The organism is Rhodobacter capsulatus (assembly GCF_052363185.1).
GTDB lineage: Bacteria > Pseudomonadota > Alphaproteobacteria > Rhodobacterales > Rhodobacteraceae > Rhodobacter > Rhodobacter capsulatus_E.
This window is the reverse complement of the sequence record NZ_CP198955.1, coordinates 357,033-375,720: the sequence shown is the minus strand read 5'-3', so window position 1 is coordinate 375,720 and position 18,688 is coordinate 357,033. Positions and strand designations below refer to the sequence as shown.

Below are 18,688 nucleotides of genomic sequence, written 5' to 3'. Positions count from 1 at the left end.
GTCGCGCCCAAAGAGACGATGACAAACGGCGGAAACCGCTATCTCGTGCGTTGAGATGGCAAGACAACGCCCAGCAGCCGCGATTGGACCGGGACCCGATGCAGAAGAAACACCTGATTGCGCTTTCTCTCGTGCTTGTGGCGGCGGCGGCCGCTGCGGGGGGAGCTTGGCGGCTGCGCTCGGCCGAGGCGCCGCAGGCGCCCACCACCGCCATCGTCGCACGGGCCGATCTGTCGAAAACCGTGCTGGCCAGCGGCACGATCGAGGCGGCGCAGCTGGTCTCGGTCGGCGCGCAGGTGTCGGGGCAGTTGCAGACGCTGGCCGTGGCCTTGGGCGACCGGGTGCAAAAGGGCGATCTGATCGCCGAGATCGAAAGCTCCGACCAGCGCGCCGATGTGCTGCGTGCCGAGGCCGCGCTGAAGCAGTTGCAGGCGCAGATTGCGGCGAAGCGGGCCGCGATCCGGGTGGCGGAACTGTCGCTGACCCGGCAGCAGACGCTGAATTCCAAGGCGCTGAGTTCGGATGAGACCCGCGAAACCGCCGAAGCCACGCTGGATGTCGCCAAGGCGGAGCTTGACGGGCTGCAGGCGCAGCTGGCCGAGGCGCAGGTGACGCTGACCTCGTCGCAGACCGAACTGGCGCGGACGCGGATTTCGGCGCCGATTTCGGGGACGGTGGTGGCGATCGTCTCCGAGGAGGGCACGACGCTGAACGCCAATACCTCCAGCCCGACGATCGTGAAACTGGCCGAGCTCGACCGGATGGTGGTCAAGGCGGAGATTTCCGAGGCCGATGTGGTGGCGGTGAAACCCGGTCAGGCGGCGCAGTTCACCCTGAACTCGGCGCTGACGAAACCTTTCGAGGCGACGCTTCGGGCGCTGGAACCTGCCCCCGCGAGCATCAAGACCTCGGACACGATCGATACCGACGAGGCGATCTATTACAATGCGCTGCTGGATGTGGCGAACCCCGAAGGCATCCTGCGCATCGGCATGTCGGCCGAGGTGACGATCACGCTCGATGCGCGCAAGAACGTGCTGACGGTGCCGGTGACGACGATCCCGCGCGTCTCGGGCGGCAAGGCCAGGGTCGAGGTCCATGACCCGGCCACCGGCGCCGTCTCGGAACGCCAGATCGGCATCGGCATGATCACCGACACCCTGGCCGAGGTGACCTCGGGCCTGTCCGAGGGCGAGCGGGTGGTGCTGCCCTCGATCTCGGCGGCGAATTCCGACACCGGCCGCCGCAGCCGCCCGCCGATGATGGGGTTCTGAGATGGCAACGGGCGAGCGGCCGATCATCCGCCTGCGCGGCATCGGCAAGGATTACGTCATCGGCGACGAAGCGGTCTCGGTGCTGCGCGGCATCGACCTTGATATCTGGCGCGGCGATTATGTGGCCATCGTCGGCGCCTCCGGGTCGGGCAAATCGACGCTGATGAACCTGATCGGCTGTCTCGACCATCCGACGCGTGGCAGTTACGACTATGACGGGCGCGATGTCAGCGGGCTTGACACGGACGCGCTGGCACAGCTGCGCCGCGAGCATTTCGGCTTCATCTTCCAGCGTTATCAGTTGCTTGGATCGCTTTCGGCGGTGGGCAACGTGGAAATCCCGGCGATCTATGCCGGAACCGAGGCGGGCAAGCGCCTGCCCCGCGCGCAGGACTTGCTGACCCGGCTCGGCCTTGGCAACCGGCTGAACAATCGCCCCTCGCAGCTGTCGGGCGGGCAGCAGCAACGGGTGTCGGTCGCCCGCGCGCTGATGAACGGCGGCGAGGTGATCCTGGCCGACGAGCCCACCGGCGCGCTGGACAGCGTCTCGGGCACGGAGCTTTTGCATCTTTTCGACGACCTGCACCGGCGCGGCCATACGATCGTGGTGATCACCCACGATCCCGACGTCGCCGCCCGCGCCAGCCGCATCATCCAGATCCGCGACGGCGCGATTCAATCCGACAGCCGCCCAGGCCCGCCCGAGACCCCGGCCGCGGTGCTGGAGCGTCCGGCCCCCGCCCGTGGGGGAAGCGCCGCGCTGGCCGGGCGCATCGTCGAGGCCGCGCGCATGGCCGTGCGGGCGCTCGCCGCGCATCGGCTGCGCAGCTTCCTGACCATGCTGGGCATCATCATCGGCATCGCCTCGGTGGTGTCGGTGGTGGCCCTTGGCAAGGGGTCGCAGGAAAAGGTGCTTTCGGGCATCTCGGCGCTGGGCACCAACACCATCACCATCCGCCCCGGCACCGGCTTTGGCGACCGCACGGCCAGCCGCATCCGCACCCTTGTCGTGGCCGATGCCGTGGCGCTGGCGGCGCAGCCCTTCACCGCCTCGGTCTCGCCCGAGATCGTCACGCAGAAATCCGCCACCCTGGGCGCCATCACCACCTCGGTTTCCTTGCGCGGGGTTTCGGCGGGCTATTTCGACGTCGGCGGTTTCGCCCTGCGCGAGGGGATGCTGATCGATCGGGCGATGATCGACGCCCGCGCACAGGTCGCCGTTCTGGATGCCGAGGCGACGAAGGCCTTCTTTCCACAGGGCGGCCCGGTGCTGGGCAAGACCATCCTGATCGGCAAGGTGCCCTTGCGCATCATCGGCCGGGTCGAGGCGACAAGTTCCGGTTTCGGCCCGACCCAGGTGCGTGTCTTCACCCCCTTCACCACCGCCTCGGTGCGGATCACCGGCTCGAACACGATCAATTCGATCGCGGTGAAGGTGGCCGATACGGTGACGATGGCCGATGCCGAGGGGCAGATCTCCGCGCTGATCGAGCAACGTCACGGCAAGAAGGATTTCTTCCTGCAAAATGTCGACACGATCCGCAACACCATCACCCAGACGACGCAGACGATGACCATTCTGGTCGCCGCCATCGCGCTGATTTCGCTGGTGGTCGGCGGTATCGGGGTGATGAACATCATGCTGGTGTCGGTCACCGAACGCACGGCGGAAATCGGCGTGCGGGTGGCGGTGGGCGCAAGGCGGTCCGATATCGTGGCGCAATTCCTGATCGAGGCGGTGCTGATCTGCCTTCTGGGCGGGCTTTTGGGCGTGGCCTTGGCCATGGTGGCGGGCTCGGCCTTCAATGCCTTCCAGACCGCGATGAAGCTGTCGTTCTCGATCCCGGTGGCGGCGCTGGCCTTCCTGTGCTCCTCGCTGATCGGGGTCAGTTTCGGCTTCCTGCCCGCCCGGGCCGCCGCCCGGCTCGACCCTGTCGAGGCGCTGGCAAGGGACTGAGACGCGGCGCCGGATTGGCGCCGCCTTGCCCGAGGCCTCAGCGTTTCTTCATCGCGTCAAGCAGGGCCGCGCCAAAGCCGCCGGTCGCCGGGCTGGTCTTCGGCCCGGCCGACATCTGCGGCTTGGCCCTCGGGCCCTTTTGCGGCTCCGGCCCGCGGGCGGCGCGATCCTCGCGCGCCGAGCTGCCGCCATCCTTGCGCATCGTCAGCGCGATGCGCTTCCTTGCCACGTCCACCTCGGTCACCCGGACCTTGACCACATCGCCCGCCTTCGCCACCTCATGCGGGTCTTTGACGAAGCGGTCAGCCAGCTGGCTGATATGGACCAGCCCGTCCTGATGCACGCCGATATCGACAAAGGCACCAAAGGCCGCAACGTTCGTCACCGTGCCTTCCAGCTGCATCCCCGGCCTCAAGTCCTTGATGTCCTCGACCCCCTCCGCAAAGGTTGCGGTGACGAAGCTGGGCCGCGGGTCACGGCCGGGTTTTTCCAGCTCCGCCAGAATATCGCGCACCGTCGGCAGGCCGAATTTCTCGGTGACAAACTCCTGCGGGCGCAGCTTGCCCAGCGCCGCACTGTCGCCCATCAGCGCGCGGATGTCGCGCCCGCAGGCCTTCACGATGGCGCGGGCGACATCATAGGCCTCGGGGTGGACCGAGGACGCATCGAGCGGCTCTGTCCCGCCGGTGATGCGCAAAAAGCCCGCGCATTGCTCGAAGGCCCGCGGGCCGAGGCGGGACACTTTCAGCAGCTCCTTGCGGCTCTTGAAGGCGCCGTTGGCATCGCGATGCGCGACAATGGCCTCGGCCAGCCCCGGCCCAAGGCCCGAGATATGCGCCAGAAGCGGCGCCGAGGCGGTGTTCAGGTCAACCCCCACCGCGTTCACCGCATCTTCGACGACGCCTTCCAGCGCCCGGCCCAGCTTCGACTGATCGACGTCATGCTGATACTGGCCAACGCCAATCGACTTCGGCTCGATCTTGACGAGTTCCGCCAAGGGGTCCTGCAGCCGCCGCGCAATCGAGACGGCGCCGCGCAAGGACACGTCGAGATCGGGGAACTCCTTCGCCGCCAGTTCGGAGGCCGAATAGACCGAGGCCCCGGCTTCGGACACCACAACCTTGGTCGGCGCCTTCACGCTTGCGGGCAGCAGCTTCAGCGTTTCCGCCACCAGACGCTCGGACTCGCGGCTGGCGGTGCCGTTGCCGATGGCGATCAGATCGACCTTGTGCGCCGTGATCAGCCGGATCAGCGCCGCCTGCGTGCCGCGCAGATCGGATTTCGGCGGGAAGGGATAGACGGTCTCGGTCGCCAGCAGCTTGCCCGTCGCATCGACGACCGCGATCTTGCAGCCGGTGCGGATGCCGGGATCAAGCCCCAAAGTCGTCTTGGCCCCGGCCGGGGCGGCCAGCAGCAGATCCTTGAGATTGCGCGAAAAGACCCTGATCGCCTCGTCCTGCGCGCGCCCGCGCATCTCGGACAGAAGATCGAGCATCATCGACAGGCTCAGCTTCACCCGCCAGGTCCAGCCCGCCACGCCGCGCAGCCAAGTATCGCCGGGGGCCTGCGTCTTCGCTTCCAAAGCCGCCGCCACCATCGCCTCGGCCCGGGCGACGCCATCCTCGTCGGGGCCGATATCGAGCGTCAGAACGCCTTCATTCGAGCCGCGCAGCATGGCAAGCGCGCGGTGGCTGGGCACATCGGCCCAACGTTCCCGGTGATCGAAATAGTCCGAGAATTTCGCGCCCTTCTCGGCCTGCCCCTCGACCAGCTTCGCGGTGATCATGGCCTCGCGCGCCAGAAATTCACGCAAGGACCCCAGAAGCGCGGCGTTTTCAACGAGCCCTTCAGCCACGATTTCGCGCGCGCCGGTCAGCGCGTCCTTCACCGTGGCAACGGCTTCGCTCAGATACCCCTCGGCCAGCTTTTCCGGCACCGCGCGGCGATCGGCCAGAATCGCCTCGACCAGCGGACCAAGGCCATTTTCCCGCGCGATCATCGCTTTCGTGCGCCGCTTCGGCTTGTAGGGCAGGTAAAGGTCTTCGAGTTCCGCCTTGGTCTCGGCCCGGGCCAGCGCCAGCGCCAACTCGTCAGTCATCTTGCCCTGTTCGGTGATCGAGGCGACAATCGCCGCCCGCCGCGCCTCGCGTTCGCGCAGATAATCCAGCCGTTCCGCCAGCTTGCGCAGCTGCGTGTCGTCAAGCCCGCCGGTCACTTCCTTGCGGTAGCGCGCGACAAAGGGCACGGTCGCGCCTTCATCGAGCAGCCCCACCGCGGCGGTGACCTGTGCGGGGGTGGCGGCGATTTCCTCGGCAATGGTGCGGGCAATGCGGGTGGCGGTGTCCATGGGGTCCTCCGTTCGACCGGAAGGGTGATGTAGCCGCGCCGCCGTCACGGGGCAAGTCTTGACACTTCCGCCCACCCGCGTCCCATTGGGCCAAAGGAGTCCGTCATGACCGAATTTTGCCCCCGCCTCGAAGAGCGCCTGTGCCGTTACGCCGCCGTCGATACCCAAAGCGACGAGGAAAGCCCGTCCTCGCCTTCAACCGCGATTCAGCTCACCCTCGCCCGGATGCTGGCCGAGGAACTGACCCGGATCGGAGCCGCCGACGTAACCGTGACCGACTATGGCGCCGTTCTGGCGACGGTGCCCGCAACCGCCGAAGGCCCGGTGATCGGCATGCTGGCGCATATGGACACCGCCCCCGCCTATCACGCCGCGGGGGTGAAACCGCGGGTCATTCGCGGCTACAACGGCGGCGAGATCACCTATCCGGACGCCCCCGGTCTGGTGAATTCGCCCGCCGCCAACCCCTATCTGGGCGAGAAGGTCGGCCATGATCTGATCACCGCTTCGGGGCTGACGTTACTCGGCGCCGATGACAAGGCGGGGGTGGCGATCCTGATGACGCTGGCCGAACATCTGATCGCCAATCCCCAGATCCCGCATGGCAAGCTGCGCATCGCCTTCACCCCCGACGAGGAGATCGGCCGCGGTGTCGATGCCCGGCTGCCCGCGGATCTGGGGGCCGATTTCGCCTATACGCTCGATGGCGGCGCGGTGGGCGAGATCGAATATGAAAGCTTCTCGGCCGATGGCGCGAAGGTCAAGGTGAAGGGGGTTTCGACCCACCCCGGCACCGCAAAGGGCAAGATGGTCAACGCCCTGCATCTGGCCGCGAAGATCATCGAGATGCTGCCGCAGGCGACGCAGACCCCCGAGGTGGTGGAGGGCCGCGAGGGCTTCTGGCACATCACCAACATCGCAGGCACCGCGGCCGAGGTGGAATTTTCCATCATCCTGCGGGATTTCGAGCTGGAGGGTCTGGCCGCCCGCGGGGCGCTTTTGCAGCAGGTCTGCGCCGCTGTCGCTGCCACGGAACCGCGGGCGGAAATCACCTGCACGATCCGCCCGCAATACCGCAACATGCGCTATTGGCTGGAAAAGGACATGACGCCGGTGGAGCTTGCCCGTAAGGCCTGCCGCGCGGAAGGGATTGAACCGCTGTCGGTGCCGATCCGCGGCGGCACCGACGGCTCGCGGCTGACGGAAATGGGCGTACCCTGCCCCAATATCTTCACCGGCATGCAGGACATTCACGGGCCGCTCGAATGGGTTTCGGTGCAGGACATGGGACAGGCCACGCAGGTCTGTCTGCGGCTGGTGCAGCTGGCGGCAAAGCCGGTGTGACAGCCTGCCGCAGGGAATGATCAGCCTTTCGACCGATGGCCGCGACGAAAGTTGCGGCCATCGGCGTTTTACTCCTGAACCCTCCCAAGGCACCCGGGCCCGATCCTTCAGCGATCTCCCGGCCCCACAGAAAGCGCTGTCATGAATGATCTTTTCAACCGCTATGCGACACCCTTCATCACCGGGCTGTTCCTTGTCTCGCTGATTTCCGGGGTCGCGCTGTTCTTCCATGTCGGGCAGTCGACCTTTCATTCGATGCACGAAATCCTGTCGATGGTGCTGATCGTGCCCTTCGTGCTGCATGTCTGGAAAAACTGGCGCTCGGTCACCAATTACATCAAGCGCGCGCCGATGTGGATCGCGCTCGTCGTGTCGCTGCTGATCTCGATTCCCTTCGCGATCCCCTCGGGCGAGACCCGTTCCGGCCCGCCGCAATTCGCGCTGGCGATGGCGGTGATGAATGCGAAAATCGCCGATGTGGCGCCGGTCTTCGGCACCGATGGCGCGACGCTGGCCGGCAAGCTGGCCGAGGCCGGGCTGACCGTCTCCGGGCCGGAAGACACGCTGGCGGCGCTGGGTCAAGCCTCGGGGAAATCGACCGAAGCCGTGGCCGCGGCGCTGCTGGCTGCTACGGTCAAGTAAGGTCAGGCAAAGCTGCGCAAGGGGCCCTTCGGGGCCCCTTTTGCGTTACGAGAGCCAAAGCCGGATCAGCGCCGCCTCGGGCGTTTCGCGGCCGCCGTTTTCGACGCCTGCCGCCCAAAGACCCGCCCCGGCCGCATAGGCCCCCGGGGCCAGCCCGCCCGCCTCGCATTGGCTGACCGCGCGCAGCCGCTTGCCCGCGGCCACGGCATCGCGCAGGGCCGACAGGATCGCCGGGTCCTGCATCACCGTGCCCGCGCCAAAGACCCGCAGCACCGCCCCATCCAGCGCCTGCAGCATCGCCGAGAGCGCCGCGCCGGGCAGTCCGGGGGAAAGCGTCAGCACCGCCAGCCGCCGGGCCGGATCGAAGCGACGGGTTTTGGGCGCGGGCGCGTGCTCCTGCGGCTGGCTGCGAAAGGCGTCGCGGGCCTGGCTGTCGTGTTTCACCAGCCCGCCGGCCGCCATCAGCCGCCCGTCGAATGCCAGATCGACCCCCATCCCCGGCGCATGGGCCGCAGCCAGCGCCAGATCGAGGTTCCGCTCGGCATCGCCCCCCTGCCCCAGCGGCTGCATCGCCCCGCACAGGATCACCCGCCGCCCGGTCCCGGCCAAGGCCTGCGCCAGCGCCGCCCCGGTGAAGGCCATGGTGTCGGTGCCATGCGTCACCAGCGCGGGCAGGCCGGGATGGGCGTCGAGCGCATCGAGAATCGCATTCCAGTCGGCCGGGCCGATATCGGCACTGTCGCGCAGGGGCGCGAAGACATGGCTGTGCAGCACCGCACCGACCGGCAGCCGCTCGGCCAGCGCCGCCTCGACCAGACCGGGCTTTGGCGCCAGCCCCAGCGGGCCGGGGGCCATGCCGATCGTGCCGCCGGTATGGATCAGAAGAAGGGTCATCGGTCTCTCCCAAAGCCGCGCCTTCTGTGCGCCTTAGGGCGAAGGGTCCGGCCGGGCAATAAAAAACACGCCCAAAGGCGTGGCTTTCAGTGTCGAAGAGGAAGTGGCGGACCCGGAGCGAGTGGGACAACTCAACGGCACCAATTCCTTATGGTGTCAAACATCCCTCTTTTCGGTCACTGATTTCTCACGATTTTTCAGCGTAATGTCAGCACGCTTGCGGGGCCTCAACATGAGGAACCACTGTGAACGCCATACCTGCAGCCCTGCATTTGCAAGCCCTGCTCGGGCAGCAATGCAAACCCCCCGAAATGGAAAGAGCCGCCGAGGCTGGCACCTCGCGCGGCTCTGAAAATCTTCCGAAAGCGGACTTCTGTGAACTTACCAGATCGCACCCAACCGGGCTAGAGACTTCGCTCGAAATCACGATCTTTCCTGATACGCGCGCCAGCACAGCGCGACACGAGACCCTGAGCCTGCGCGACCTCGCGCAGATGGTGCGAATGACCCGCGCCAAGGACAAGGGCAACCTGCCGCTGTGGAAGCTCGGCACCTTCGGCGAGTCTCGCACCATCAAGGGCAGCGTGCGCTTTGACGCGAACCTTCTGCGCGTGACTGGCATCGAGGGCGACCACGACGCGGGGAGCATGACCGCGCAGGAAGCGGCGTCTCGCCTGGGCGCCGCGGACATCGCCGCCCTGGTGCATGAACCCCCCTCGCACCGCCCCGAGGCGCCGCGCTGGCGCGTGCTCTGCCCGCTTGCCGAGCCGGTGGCCCGCGAGGCCCGCGCAGATCTCGTGGCACGGCTCAATGGCGCCCTCGGCGGGATTCTGGCACCGGAGTCTTTCACGCCATCCCAGGCCTTCTATTTCGGCGCGATCGAGGGTCTCCCCGAGCGCGGAGGCGATGCAGGAGGGAATTGCGCTCGCCGCCCACGCGCAGCGTTTCCACCCGATCCGGGTTTGGCTCGACGGGCTGCACCATGACGGCACGCCCCGCGTCGACACGTTGTCGGCCACTCGAACACCCGGGCTTTCCTGACGCACCCGAACGTCATGGCCGAGGCGCGCAAGATCAAGGACGGCGACAGTCACACCATTCCGCTGGCCGAGCTGTTCCACAACGAGCGCGTGGAAGCCTCGACCAACGTGCCGGCGACCTCGACCGGCCCGGCGAAATATCCGCTGATCTATGGCGAATGGGCGAGCCTGCATATCGGCTACTGGTCGGGCGTCGATATTCTGGTGAACCCCTATCACGCGGACGTGGCTTCGGCGGGCGGACTATAAAACCGGCATCTCGGTACGGTTCCCGGATATTTCCGTCGGGGACGGGGCGCGCGTCAGCGCGGCTGAAATCAAGGTCCTTGAAGATGTGACTCGGAACTACGGACACGCGGGACCGGCGTTCGTGCGGTGGCTGATCGCGGAAGACTGGCACCGCCGGGGGCATGAACTGCGCAAAGCAGTGGACGACGCCGCCACGACCTTGGCAGGCGATGCGTCCCCCGCACAGGCACGGGCGGCGCGCATCTTCGCCCTTGTGCAGATCGCGGGCGAAAAGGCCTGTGAGGCAGGACTCCTTGATGACGTGGCAAAGGTCCGGGGCGCGGTGGCGGCAGCATGGGCGGCGTTCAAAGTATCGGACGAAGGCAAGGCCACCGAAGGCGAAGCCTCCCTGCTGGACGGCTTCCGGGCATGGCTTGTCCGCGCCTTTGACGTAAGCGTTATGGACATCACGGACGACGCCGCGCGCAGCTATCGTGACCTCAAGGGATGGTACGACGAAGACAAGATTGTCCTCATCGCAGACGCGTTGAACGACATGAAGGCCATGGGCTTGAACGGGACCCGCGCTGCCCTGTTGCGGGCGCTGGAAGACGCTGGAGCGCTGGAACTGAGTGGCAAGAACCGGACCCACAACAAGTTGCCCAAGGGCATCGGTGGGGGGGGGATGTGCCGAACGTGCGCATCCTTCGCGACAAGCTGGGGTTGCCGCATATCCCGAAGGGGTCGGAGGTGGCTTTGTGAGGGCGCGCGTTAGCGCGCCTTTTCACTTCGGGCGGACAGGGCGGATTTTGGAAATACGTGTCCGCCCGATAATCCGCCCTGAAAACCCCTTATTCTATTGGCTGGGCGGACAGGACGGACAGGGCGGACGGAAAAATAGGTACTGACAGAATTTTCCCACAATTGCACACGACAGCCCCGCCCCTACCGCGCGAAGAGAGAAGAGCCAAAGAAAAGAGAACTAACTAATATTTTTGTCCGCCCTTTCCGCCCTTTCCGCCCGTTCAATAAAATAAGGGGTTTTTCGGGCGGATTTTCATTTTCCAAAATCCGCCCTGTCCGCCCTAACAGGCCGCTGAAATAGTCGGCAGACGAGAATGACTTCCCGTTTTCGTACGAGTTCTGGGCTTGAGCGCCCCGCCGGTCCACCGCTCTTCGTCCTCAGGCGGCGAGCAGCCGGGGCAGTCGTGCCAGGTTGTTGGCTGCCATCGTCAGGATGAAACGCGACCGCACCCGGTCAAGGCCGCGATACATCGTTTGCGCCATTCCACCGACCGTCTTGGCCCAACCAAAGGCCTCTTCGATCCGCTTTCGATGTCTCAGCGACATGGCGTGGCCGTCGTGGCGGGTGGTGCGGCGGTCGATGGCGGAATGTCGGGCCTTTTGTGCGACATGGGGCGTGACGCAAGCCTTGCGCAGGTCGCGGACGAAGTCAGCTGCGTCATAGCCTTTGTCCGCCCCCAGCGTCAGGCGCCGGGTCGAGCCGGGGGAATGGCGGTGGATCATGTCGAGCGCCGCTTGCCGTTCGGCATGGCCATCGGCGCGGGTCAACTCGCCCTGCACGATCAGACCGGAACGGTTCTCCATCAGCGCATGGCCGATGAAGCACAGCATCGCGCCGGTCCCGGGGGATTTCTTGTAAAGCCGCGCCTCGGGGTCGGTGGTCGAGGCATGCGTCGCATTCGAGCGTTTCTCGCCGCGAAAGTCGACCTCGGCATTGCGGTTCTGGCGGGGGCTGCGGGGCATCGGATCGGTCCTTGCTTCGGTCGCGGGCGTCTCGGGGGCGGGGCTGGGCGGCGGCGGGGCGCCGGGATCCTCGTCACCGGGATCGTCGCCGGGGCCATCCGCCTCGGGCGGCGGCGCCTTCGGCTGGAAGCTTTTCATCGACGCCCACGCCTTCACCAGCGTGCCATCGACCGAGAAATGCTCGTCCGAGAGCAGTGGCGCCACCTCGCGATGGGCGAGGATCGCGGCCATGATCTTGCGCGACATCTCGGTGCTCATCAGCCGGTCGCGGTTCTTCGTGAACACCGTCGGCCTTCGGCCCGGGGCTCCGCCCGTTCAGGGCTGAAATCTGTCCACTGGACAGATTTCCGGGCGCCCTTCACCCCAGACCTGATCGTCGATCCCCAGCCCGACGAACCAGCGAAACAGCAGGTTGTAATCCATCTGCTCCATCAGTTGCCGTTCCGAGCGGATGGAAAACAGAATTTGCAGCAGGCTCGCCCGGATCAGCCGTTCCGGCGCGATCGAGGGGCGGCCGAAGCGGATGTAAAGCCCCTCGAAATCACCATCGAGGCTGGTGAGGGCTTCGTTCACCACCTGCCGGATCTTGCGCAGCGGATGCCTGGCCGGGATGCGATCCTCGAGGTCGACATAGCTGAAAAGCGACCCGCTCGTCTCGTCCGTGCCCCGCATCGTGATCCCCTTCGCCATGGGAAGGGGTGAATCATGTTTTGTATCCGCGGTCGAGGCCGACTATTTCAGCACCCTGCTAATGGTGACCACAGCAAGCCTCAGCCCAGCGCCCGCGCTGTCGCCCGTGCCGTGGATCGCGTGTTCGCGGCGCAGGACCAGCGCGAGGAGCAGGCGAAAGCGCTGATGCGGATGCAGCGCACCATCAAGGGCCTGCGCCCCCGCTGGCTCAAGGGCGAGGGGCGCGCCTGATGGCCGGGGTGCGCGGCATGTTGAAGAGGGTGGCGAAGCTGGAAGCGCAGCTCGCGCCCCGCCTTTCACCGATTGCAGCGCTCTACGGCAGCACCGAGGCTTTCGCGCAGGAGTGCATGGAAGGGGTCGCAAGCGGAAAGCTGTGCGGCACCGACATGCCCGTGCTGCTCGACTGCCTGCGGCGGTGGGATCGCGAGGGGTCTTGGGACGTGCGGCGCACGACCGGGAACGGAGTGTGGGGAAGGGCATGACCACACTTGTCTCCCTAGACGACGCCAAGCGGCACGGGCTGATCCGGTTCTTCACAGGCGAACCCTGCAAGCACGGCCATGTCGCTGAACGCTACGTCAAGGGGAACCGCTGTGTGGAGTGCGACCGTGTTTGGCGATCACCGAACCAGCCGAATGCCCCGAAAGCGGTGCGGGTGCCGCGTGCGCCCGTCATGGCGTCAGCTTCCGCATCGCACGGGTTCAGCGAACCGAAAGCGTGGCCGTGGGACGGTGGCGTAAGGCGCGAACCAGTGCTGGACATGGACCACAACCCGCCGCGTGTGGTCAGGCAAGTCGGGTGGCGGTGCTGCATGAAGTGCGCGAAGCCCTTCTTCAGTGATGACGTGAAGGCCCTGCGCATCTGCGATGGATGTAAGGGGGCCAGCACAGCGAATCTCGGGTGATGGATGGCTAGCCCCGAGCGTCCTAAGGGAACCGTCGGACGCTAAACGAACGGTCTCAGCGCTAGGGTGACCCCATGCCCCGCTAGCGCAGCGCCCTGCACCCCTCGGTGTGGGGCGCTTTCGTGACGGGGAATCGCGGCCGCTATGACAGCGCTATGACGGGCCGCACAACGCAACCAAGCACCCGCAAGGGGTTAGCTAAGTGCTTGTTTTTATTGTGGGAAAATGGCGGACCCGGAGCGATTCGAACGCCCGACCCTCAGATTCGTAGTCTGATGCTCTATCCAGCTGAGCTACGGGTCCGTCGTGGAGGGCGATGTAGCCCCGCCCAGAGACCATTGCAAGCCCGAAATCGACCAAGTCGAAAGTTTTCTTTCAGTCCCGGTCCGGGCGCGGCTGTCACGCCTCGGCCTCGTCCCCAGCCAGAAGCAACGGCCGCGGCAGATGCAGGCGGAATTCGGTGCCGGTCTCGTCGCTGCGCACAAGATCCAGCCGCCCGCCATGGCCGCGCACCAGTTCGGCCGAAATCGCCAAGCCCAGCCCGGTGCCGCCCTTCTTCACCCCGCCCGAAAACGGCTGGAACAGCCGCTCGCGCGCCTTGGCGGGCAGGCCCGGCCCGGTATCCTGCACCCGGATCCACCAGCCCTCGGGCTCTTCCCCCGCGCCGATCTCGATCGTGCCGGGCTGGCCCGTCGCCTCGATCGCCTGTCGCGCATTGCGGGCCAGGTTCGACAGCACCCGGTAAAGCTGCTCGTGGTCGGCGTGAATCATCAGCCCCGGCGCGACATCGGACAGGAAATCGACCGCCGCGGTCAGCCCCGCTTCGCCCTCGATCACCTCGGCCACCAGACCGGCCAGATCGAAAGGCTTCAACCGTGGCGGCGGCTCCTCGGCGCGGCCAAAGGCCAGCGTCGTCTCGCACAGGTTGATCGCCCGCCCGATCGAGCCCATCAGCTTCGGCGCCGCCCGTTGCACCGCCGGATCGTCCGAGCCCTCCATCCGGTCGGCGAAAAGCTGCGCCGTGGTCAGGATGTTGCGCAGATCGTGGCTGATCTTCGCCACCGCCTGACCCAGCTGCGCCAGCCGTTCCTTTTGTCGAAGCGCCGCCGTCAGCTGGTGCTGCATCGAGGCCAGCGCCTCCTCGGCCACCCGCAGCTCCTCGATCCGGGCTTCGGGGCGGATGATCGTGCGGGCATCCTCGGGCGCGGCGGCATAGGCGGCCATATGCGCCACGACGCGCTTGATCGGCACCACCATCAGACGCCGCACCAGAAAGAACAGCAAAAACGCGGTGACCACCGAGACCACCGCCGACAAAGACAGCAGCCGCAGCCCCGATTCGATCATCGCCAGCCGCATCGGCTGGGTGGCCAGCGTCACCTCGATCACCAGACCGCCCTTTTGCACCGGATCGCCGATCACCCGGATCACGTGATTCTGCGGATCGGCCAGAACCGCCAGCGCATCGCGGACCAGATTGACGAAGGGCTCCTCGCGCAGGTCATAGGTGGCGGCGATCGGCTGCGGGATCGGCGAGGACAGCACCAGCTGACGCACCGCATCGCGCCGCAAAACGACGTTGTAGACCCCGGCATTGTCGAGCAGCTCCTGTTCCAGGTCCGGCTCGATCATCATGTCGGTGGTCAGAAGCGCGAGCGAGGCGATCTGCGCCCGTTCCAGCCGGGTCAGCAGATAATCCTCGCGGAAATTGGCAAGGCCCGGCAACAGGATCAGCACTTCGGCCAACACGACGAAGACCGTCGTGAGCACAAGAAACCGCCCGGAAAGCGTGTTGAGCTTCATCCTGTCCCGATCGGCGGCGATCCGCCCGGGGGTCCTTTCGCCCCCTCCTCATGTCCTTGGCATTTGTATGGAATACCAAAGCCTTTTGCACCTACATAGGGATCTCATGGCGGCAGCGGAAGGGCGCAATCGCCGCGCAGCCGCCGGATGCGCAAAAAACCCGCGCGGATGAATTGACTTGTGCCAAGGATGCCCCTAAAGACCGGGCTTCAATTGCAGGGCAGCCGAATCCGGCAGGACTTTCGCTGCCCCCCCGACAAGACAACCGGAGTATCCGCGATGAAACGCACTTTCCAGCCGTCGAACCTCGTTCGCGCCCGTCGCCACGGCTTCCGCGCCCGCATGGCGACCAAAGGCGGCCGCAAGGTTCTGAACGCCCGTCGCGCCCGCGGCCGCAAGGTTCTGTCGGCGTAAGGCTGACGGCCTGACCGCATGACACCGCCGGAGGCTCCCGCGACTGGCCCAGAGGGTCGGGACCCGGGATCTGCCCCGGCGGTTTCCTTTTGTCCGGCCCCCATCCTGACCGTTCTGCGCAAACGCGCCGATTTCCTGCGCGCCGCTTCGGCGCAGCGGATCAGCACGCCCGGCTTCCTGTTGCAGGCCCGCAAGCGCGGCGAAGCCGATGCCGCCCCCGCCGATCTGATCCGCGTGGGCTTCACCTGCTCGAAGAAACTCGGCAATGCGGTCGCGCGCAACCGCGCCAAGCGCCGCCTGCGCGAGGTGGCGCGGCTGGGCCTGCCCGGCCTTGGCCGTCCGGGCTGGGATTACGTCCTTGTCGGCCGCCCCGAGGCCACCGCCAGCCGCGATTTCGCCGCGCTGCAGGCCGATCTGGTCCGCGCCATCGCCGATATCCACGCCGGGCGCAGCCTGAAGCCCCGTCCGCCGGGCGAGGTGCCCAAGGGCCGGAGACGCGGCAAATGAGCCCGTTTGCCTTTCTGATCTCCCTGCCGGTCCGGGCCTATCGGCTGCTGCTTTCCCCTTGGGTCGGCCATGGCTGCCGCTATCAGCCGACCTGTTCTGCCTATGCGCTGGAGGCGCTGGAACGCCACGGCGCGCTCAGGGGCGGCTGGCTTGCGGCGAAACGGGTCGGGTCCTGCCATCCCTGGGGCGGGCATGGCTACGACCCGGTGCCGGGCGCCGATCCCGCCTTCGACGCGACGCGCCACAAGGATCACGACCATGCTTGACGAGGATGACACCGGCCTGCCGCCGCTTCTGGCGGGGGCGCCGTCTTCCACCGAATTCAAGAAGTTGCGCAAGCGCATCCTGCGCGAGACCCGCGCGGCGATCGAGACCTATGGCATGGTCAAGCCCGGGGATCGCTGGCTCGTCTGCCTCTCGGGCGGCAAGGACAGCTACACGCTCCTCGCCGCGCTGGTCGAGCTGAAATGGCGCGGCCTGCTGCCGGTAGAGTTGCTCGCCTGCAACCTCGATCAGGGGCAGCCGGGCTTTCCCGCCACCGTTCTGCCCGAGTTCCTGACCCGCATGGGGGTCGCCCACCGGATCGAGTTTCAGGACACCTATTCGGTGGTCAAGGAAAAGATCCCCGAAGGTCAGACCACCTGCAGCCTGTGTTCGCGGTTGCGGCGCGGCAATCTTTACCGCATCGCCCGCGAGGAGGGCTGTTCCACCGTCGTCCTTGGCCATCACCGCGACGACATTCTGGAAACCTTCTTCATGAACCTCTTTCACGGCGGGCGGCTGGCAACGATGCCGCCGCGGCTGCTGAACGAGGAGGGCGATCTGTTCCTCTGCCGCCCGCTTGCCTTCGTCGCCGAGGCCGATTGCGAGAAATTCGCCCGCGGCATGGGCTATCCGATCATCCCGTGCAATCTCTGCGGCTCTCAGGAAGGTTTGCAGCGGGTGCAGGTCAAGCAGATCCTCGATGGCTGGGAGGCGCGCAGCCCCGGCCGCCGTCAGGTCATGTTCCGGGCGTTGATGAATGTCCGCCCCTCGCATCTGTGCGATCCCGGCCTCTTCGATTTCGCGGCATTGTTGCGCACTGACGCCCCGATTGTTTCGGATTTTATCGAAAACATCCCGGACTTGCGGCACGCGCCTTAACCAATCGCTGACCAAACCTGCCTAGGGTCATGACCGACGAGAGGGGGCTGCCTCTCATGGCTGGGCTGAGGGCGAAAATGGGCAATGCGGCGAAAAGGGGCAAGAAAAACAAGGCGAAACTGAAGGGGCCGATTCTCTTGCGCCGGGAAATGGTGGCCTTTCTGCCCGCCGTTTCGCTCGCCGGGCTGTGGTTCGGGCTGGAGGGGATGACCCTCGTCGGCGCCACCGCGCTGATGGTCGCCTGGATGAGCCGCCCGCTCGCCATCCCCGAAGAGCCCGAGGACGAAGGCGCCGCGATGCGCGCGCTGCCGCAACGCGCCGATGCCGAGGAAATGATGGAGGCTTCGGCCCGGGACGCCAGCGACAGCGGCCGGGGCACGGCCTGTCTGGTGATCGGCATCGACGATCCCACGGCGCTGGCGCGGCAGATGTCGCGCGAGGAATTCGAGGAATTCCTGCAGGCCTTCGGCGCACGTCTGCGCGGCGCGCTGCGCAATTGCGACCGGATCGCCCTGCTCGACGGGGCGCGTTACGCCGCGATCCTCGCCCCGACGCAACGGCCGGATCTTGAAAGCATGATCCAGCTCTCGGCTCGGCTGCAACTGGCCTGCGACGCGCCCTATTCGATCACCGCGCGCAGCGTGAATGTCACCAGCCATGTCGGTTTCTGCCTGATGTCGCGCGCCCCCGAACCGACCGGCAAGGCGATCTTGCAGGCGGCCGAAACCGCCGCCGAGGAGGCCAGCCGCAATGGCCCCGGGGCGATCCGCGCCTATACGCCCGAGGTCCGGCCAACCGCCCGGGCGCCAAGCGCGCTGGCTTCGGACATTGCCCCCGCGCTCGAAGAGGGGCGGATCGTCGCCTATTTCCAGCCCCAGATCAGCACCGACACCGGGGCGGTCTCGGGGATGCTGGCGGTGCCGCGCTGGCTTGACCGCGATCGCGGCATCCTGACGGAAACCGAGATCCTGCCCGCCGTCGCCGCGAAGGGGCTGCAGATCCGTCTGGCCGAGGTGATGCTGTTTCAATGTTTCGGCGCGCTGCGCGAATGGGACAAGCTGACCGCGACGGCGGGGCTGGTCAGCCTGCCGATCGGGATTGAACAGGCCACCGATCCGAAAATGTTCGACCGGCTGAAATGGGACTTCGACCGCTTCGAGGTGCCGCCGCGGCAGGTCTGTCTGGTGCTGCACCGCGAGGTGACGGCGCGGCTCGACGACGAGGTGATCCTGCGCAACGTCTCGCATTGCGCGAAGCTGGGGTGCCGGATCGAACTGGCCGGATTCGGCACCGGGCCGGTCTCGGTCTCGGCGATCCGCCGCACCGGCGCGGATCGGATTCGCATCCATCGTTCCTTCGTCACCAATGTCGAGCGCGACCCGGAACAGCAGCGTCTGGTCTCGGCGATCGTCTCCTTTGCGGCCGGGCTCGGGCTGGAGACCCTGGCCGAGGGGGTGGCGACGATCGGCGAACATGCAATGCTGGCGCAACTCGGGTGCAACCATGTGCAGGGCAAGGCGATTTCGGCGCCGCTGCCGCTGGAGGAATGCGCCGCCTGGATGGCCCGCCACGCGGCGCGGCTGTCCTCGATCCCGCGTCCGGACCTGCGGCGCGGGGCCTGAACGCGCTGCGACAAAAGGCGGGAATCGCGCGATGCGAGAGGCCGTTGCGCGAAAGCGCTTGACCTTTGGCCGCCCCTTCTGTTGAACCGGGCCGACTCCGGATCGGCAGGGG

The 18,688-nt window shown here is 66.5% G+C and carries 17 protein-coding genes, 1 tRNA gene and 1 pseudogene; 14 read left to right on the top strand and 5 right to left on the bottom strand.

The window, feature by feature from the left end:
• The first annotated feature begins 98 nt into the window (after positions 1 to 98).
• Together ACTTAG_RS01950 and ACTTAG_RS01945 are read left to right on the top strand one after the other, a co-directional pair.
• Positions 99 to 1,274 (top strand): efflux RND transporter periplasmic adaptor subunit, encoded by a 1,176-nt coding sequence (locus ACTTAG_RS01950; RefSeq protein WP_444463931.1) that lies wholly within the window; start codon positions 99 to 101, stop codon positions 1,272 to 1,274.
• A gap of 1 nt (position 1,275) precedes the next feature.
• Positions 1,276 to 3,231 carry a MacB family efflux pump subunit gene (locus ACTTAG_RS01945; protein ID WP_444463930.1) on the top strand — a complete coding sequence of 652 codons (1,956 nt, stop codon included), beginning with the start codon at positions 1,276 to 1,278 and terminating at the stop codon, positions 3,229 to 3,231.
• Positions 3,232 to 3,268: 37 nt separating this feature from the next.
• On the opposite strand, the gene ACTTAG_RS01940 is transcribed toward ACTTAG_RS01945, so the two are convergent.
• Complete coding sequence (locus tag ACTTAG_RS01940) at positions 3,269 to 5,578, bottom strand: Tex family protein (protein ID WP_444463929.1); 2,310 nt, start codon at positions 5,576 to 5,578, stop codon at positions 3,269 to 3,271.
• A 105-nt stretch (positions 5,579 to 5,683) separates the two neighbouring features.
• Between ACTTAG_RS01940 and pepT the strand changes: the two genes are divergently transcribed.
• Together pepT and ACTTAG_RS01930 are read left to right on the top strand one after the other, a co-directional pair.
• Positions 5,684 to 6,922: a peptidase T gene (pepT, locus tag ACTTAG_RS01935; protein ID WP_444463928.1), complete on the top strand. Its 1,239-nt coding sequence runs from the start codon at positions 5,684 to 5,686 to the stop codon at positions 6,920 to 6,922.
• A gap of 141 nt (positions 6,923 to 7,063) precedes the next feature.
• The gene (locus ACTTAG_RS01930) at positions 7,064 to 7,564 is read left to right on the top strand and encodes a DUF4405 domain-containing protein (protein WP_444463927.1); all 501 of its coding nucleotides are present in this window, start codon (positions 7,064 to 7,066) and stop codon (positions 7,562 to 7,564) included.
• A gap of 45 nt (positions 7,565 to 7,609) precedes the next feature.
• Here the strand turns inward: ACTTAG_RS01930 and ACTTAG_RS01925 are convergent, their stop codons facing one another.
• Complete coding sequence (locus ACTTAG_RS01925; protein WP_444463926.1) at positions 7,610 to 8,458, bottom strand: asparaginase domain-containing protein; 849 nt, start codon at positions 8,456 to 8,458, stop codon at positions 7,610 to 7,612.
• 245 nt (positions 8,459 to 8,703) lie between these two features.
• Here ACTTAG_RS01925 and ACTTAG_RS01920 point away from each other — a divergent pair, with 245 nt between their 5' ends.
• The 3 genes from ACTTAG_RS01920 (at position 8,704) to ACTTAG_RS01910 (ending at position 10,501) form a co-directional block, all read left to right on the top strand.
• Positions 8,704 to 9,444, top strand: a complete 741-nt coding sequence (locus tag ACTTAG_RS01920; protein WP_444463925.1) for a hypothetical protein — start codon at positions 8,704 to 8,706, stop codon at positions 9,442 to 9,444.
• Between the two features lie 69 nt (positions 9,445 to 9,513).
• Positions 9,514 to 9,747: a hypothetical protein gene (locus tag ACTTAG_RS01915; protein WP_444463924.1), complete on the top strand. Its 234-nt coding sequence runs from the start codon at positions 9,514 to 9,516 to the stop codon at positions 9,745 to 9,747.
• Positions 9,748 to 9,868: 121 nt separating this feature from the next.
• Entirely contained in the window at positions 9,869 to 10,501 is a 633-nt protein-coding gene (locus ACTTAG_RS01910; protein WP_444463923.1) for a hypothetical protein, read from the top strand.
• 407 nt (positions 10,502 to 10,908) lie between these two features.
• On the opposite strand, the pseudogene ACTTAG_RS01905 reads toward ACTTAG_RS01910, so the two are convergent.
• Positions 10,909 to 12,165 (bottom strand): annotated as a pseudogene (locus ACTTAG_RS01905) (IS5 family transposase).
• Positions 12,166 to 12,413: 248 nt separating this feature from the next.
• On the opposite strand from ACTTAG_RS01905, the gene ACTTAG_RS01900 reads away from it, so the two are divergent.
• The gene (locus tag ACTTAG_RS01900) at positions 12,414 to 12,665 is read left to right on the top strand and encodes a hypothetical protein (protein WP_444463922.1); all 252 of its coding nucleotides are present in this window, start codon (positions 12,414 to 12,416) and stop codon (positions 12,663 to 12,665) included.
• On the top strand, positions 12,662 to 13,087 hold the full coding sequence (locus ACTTAG_RS01895) for a hypothetical protein (protein WP_444463921.1): 426 nt from the start codon (positions 12,662 to 12,664) through the stop codon (positions 13,085 to 13,087). The genes ACTTAG_RS01900 and ACTTAG_RS01895 overlap by 4 nt, the downstream gene beginning before the upstream one ends.
• Positions 13,088 to 13,313: 226 nt before the next feature.
• Here ACTTAG_RS01895 and ACTTAG_RS01890 read toward each other — a convergent pair.
• Positions 13,314 to 13,390: transfer RNA gene (locus ACTTAG_RS01890), tRNA-Arg, on the bottom strand.
• A 96-nt stretch (positions 13,391 to 13,486) separates the two neighbouring features.
• The gene (locus ACTTAG_RS01885; RefSeq protein ID WP_444463920.1) at positions 13,487 to 14,890 is read right to left on the bottom strand and encodes a sensor histidine kinase; all 1,404 of its coding nucleotides are present in this window, start codon (positions 14,888 to 14,890) and stop codon (positions 13,487 to 13,489) included.
• A 279-nt stretch (positions 14,891 to 15,169) separates the two neighbouring features.
• Between ACTTAG_RS01885 and rpmH the strand changes: the two genes are divergently transcribed.
• The 5 genes from rpmH to ACTTAG_RS01860 are packed head-to-tail and all read left to right on the top strand — an operon-like array spanning position 15,170 to position 18,576.
• Positions 15,170 to 15,304 carry a 50S ribosomal protein L34 gene (gene rpmH, locus ACTTAG_RS01880; protein WP_013066095.1) on the top strand — a complete coding sequence of 45 codons (135 nt, stop codon included), beginning with the start codon at positions 15,170 to 15,172 and terminating at the stop codon, positions 15,302 to 15,304.
• Between the two features lie 18 nt (positions 15,305 to 15,322).
• Positions 15,323 to 15,811, top strand: coding sequence for a ribonuclease P protein component (gene rnpA / locus ACTTAG_RS01875; RefSeq protein ID WP_444463919.1), 489 nt, complete (start codon positions 15,323 to 15,325; stop codon positions 15,809 to 15,811).
• Positions 15,808 to 16,077 (top strand): membrane protein insertion efficiency factor YidD, encoded by a 270-nt coding sequence (gene yidD / locus ACTTAG_RS01870; protein WP_444463918.1) that lies wholly within the window; start codon positions 15,808 to 15,810, stop codon positions 16,075 to 16,077. The genes rnpA and yidD overlap by 4 nt, the downstream gene beginning before the upstream one ends.
• On the top strand, positions 16,070 to 16,954 hold the full coding sequence (gene ttcA / locus ACTTAG_RS01865) for a tRNA 2-thiocytidine(32) synthetase TtcA (RefSeq protein ID WP_444463917.1): 885 nt from the start codon (positions 16,070 to 16,072) through the stop codon (positions 16,952 to 16,954). Before yidD ends, ttcA begins: the two co-directional genes overlap by 8 nt.
• A 56-nt stretch (positions 16,955 to 17,010) precedes the next feature.
• On the top strand, positions 17,011 to 18,576 hold the full coding sequence (locus ACTTAG_RS01860; RefSeq protein WP_444463916.1) for an EAL domain-containing protein: 1,566 nt from the start codon (positions 17,011 to 17,013) through the stop codon (positions 18,574 to 18,576).
• Positions 18,577 to 18,688 lie beyond the last annotated feature (112 nt).

Bases quoted from the DNA above. Each gene is read 5' to 3' on its own strand.
- ACTTAG_RS01950 (WP_444463931.1), top strand. From the start codon at position 99: ATGCAGAAGAAACACCTGATTGCGCTTTCTCTCGTGCTTGTGGCGGCG.
- ACTTAG_RS01945 (WP_444463930.1), top strand. From the start codon at position 1,276: ATGGCAACGGGCGAGCGGCCGATCATCCGCCTGCGCGGCATCGGCAAG.
- ACTTAG_RS01940 (WP_444463929.1), bottom strand. From the start codon at position 5,578: ATGGACACCGCCACCCGCATTGCCCGCACCATTGCCGAGGAAATCGCC.
- pepT (WP_444463928.1), top strand. From the start codon at position 5,684: ATGACCGAATTTTGCCCCCGCCTCGAAGAGCGCCTGTGCCGTTACGCC.
- ACTTAG_RS01930 (WP_444463927.1), top strand. From the start codon at position 7,064: ATGAATGATCTTTTCAACCGCTATGCGACACCCTTCATCACCGGGCTG.
- ACTTAG_RS01925 (WP_444463926.1), bottom strand. From the start codon at position 8,458: ATGACCCTTCTTCTGATCCATACCGGCGGCACGATCGGCATGGCCCCC.
- ACTTAG_RS01915 (WP_444463924.1), top strand. From the start codon at position 9,514: ATGGCCGAGGCGCGCAAGATCAAGGACGGCGACAGTCACACCATTCCG.
- ACTTAG_RS01900 (WP_444463922.1), top strand. From the start codon at position 12,414: ATGGCCGGGGTGCGCGGCATGTTGAAGAGGGTGGCGAAGCTGGAAGCG.
- ACTTAG_RS01895 (WP_444463921.1), top strand. From the start codon at position 12,662: ATGACCACACTTGTCTCCCTAGACGACGCCAAGCGGCACGGGCTGATC.
- ACTTAG_RS01885 (WP_444463920.1), bottom strand. From the start codon at position 14,890: ATGAAGCTCAACACGCTTTCCGGGCGGTTTCTTGTGCTCACGACGGTC.
- rpmH (WP_013066095.1), top strand. From the start codon at position 15,170: ATGAAACGCACTTTCCAGCCGTCGAACCTCGTTCGCGCCCGTCGCCAC.
- rnpA (WP_444463919.1), top strand. From the start codon at position 15,323: ATGACACCGCCGGAGGCTCCCGCGACTGGCCCAGAGGGTCGGGACCCG.
- yidD (WP_444463918.1), top strand. From the start codon at position 15,808: ATGAGCCCGTTTGCCTTTCTGATCTCCCTGCCGGTCCGGGCCTATCGG.
- ttcA (WP_444463917.1), top strand. From the start codon at position 16,070: ATGCTTGACGAGGATGACACCGGCCTGCCGCCGCTTCTGGCGGGGGCG.
- ACTTAG_RS01860 (WP_444463916.1), top strand. From the start codon at position 17,011: ATGGCTGGGCTGAGGGCGAAAATGGGCAATGCGGCGAAAAGGGGCAAG.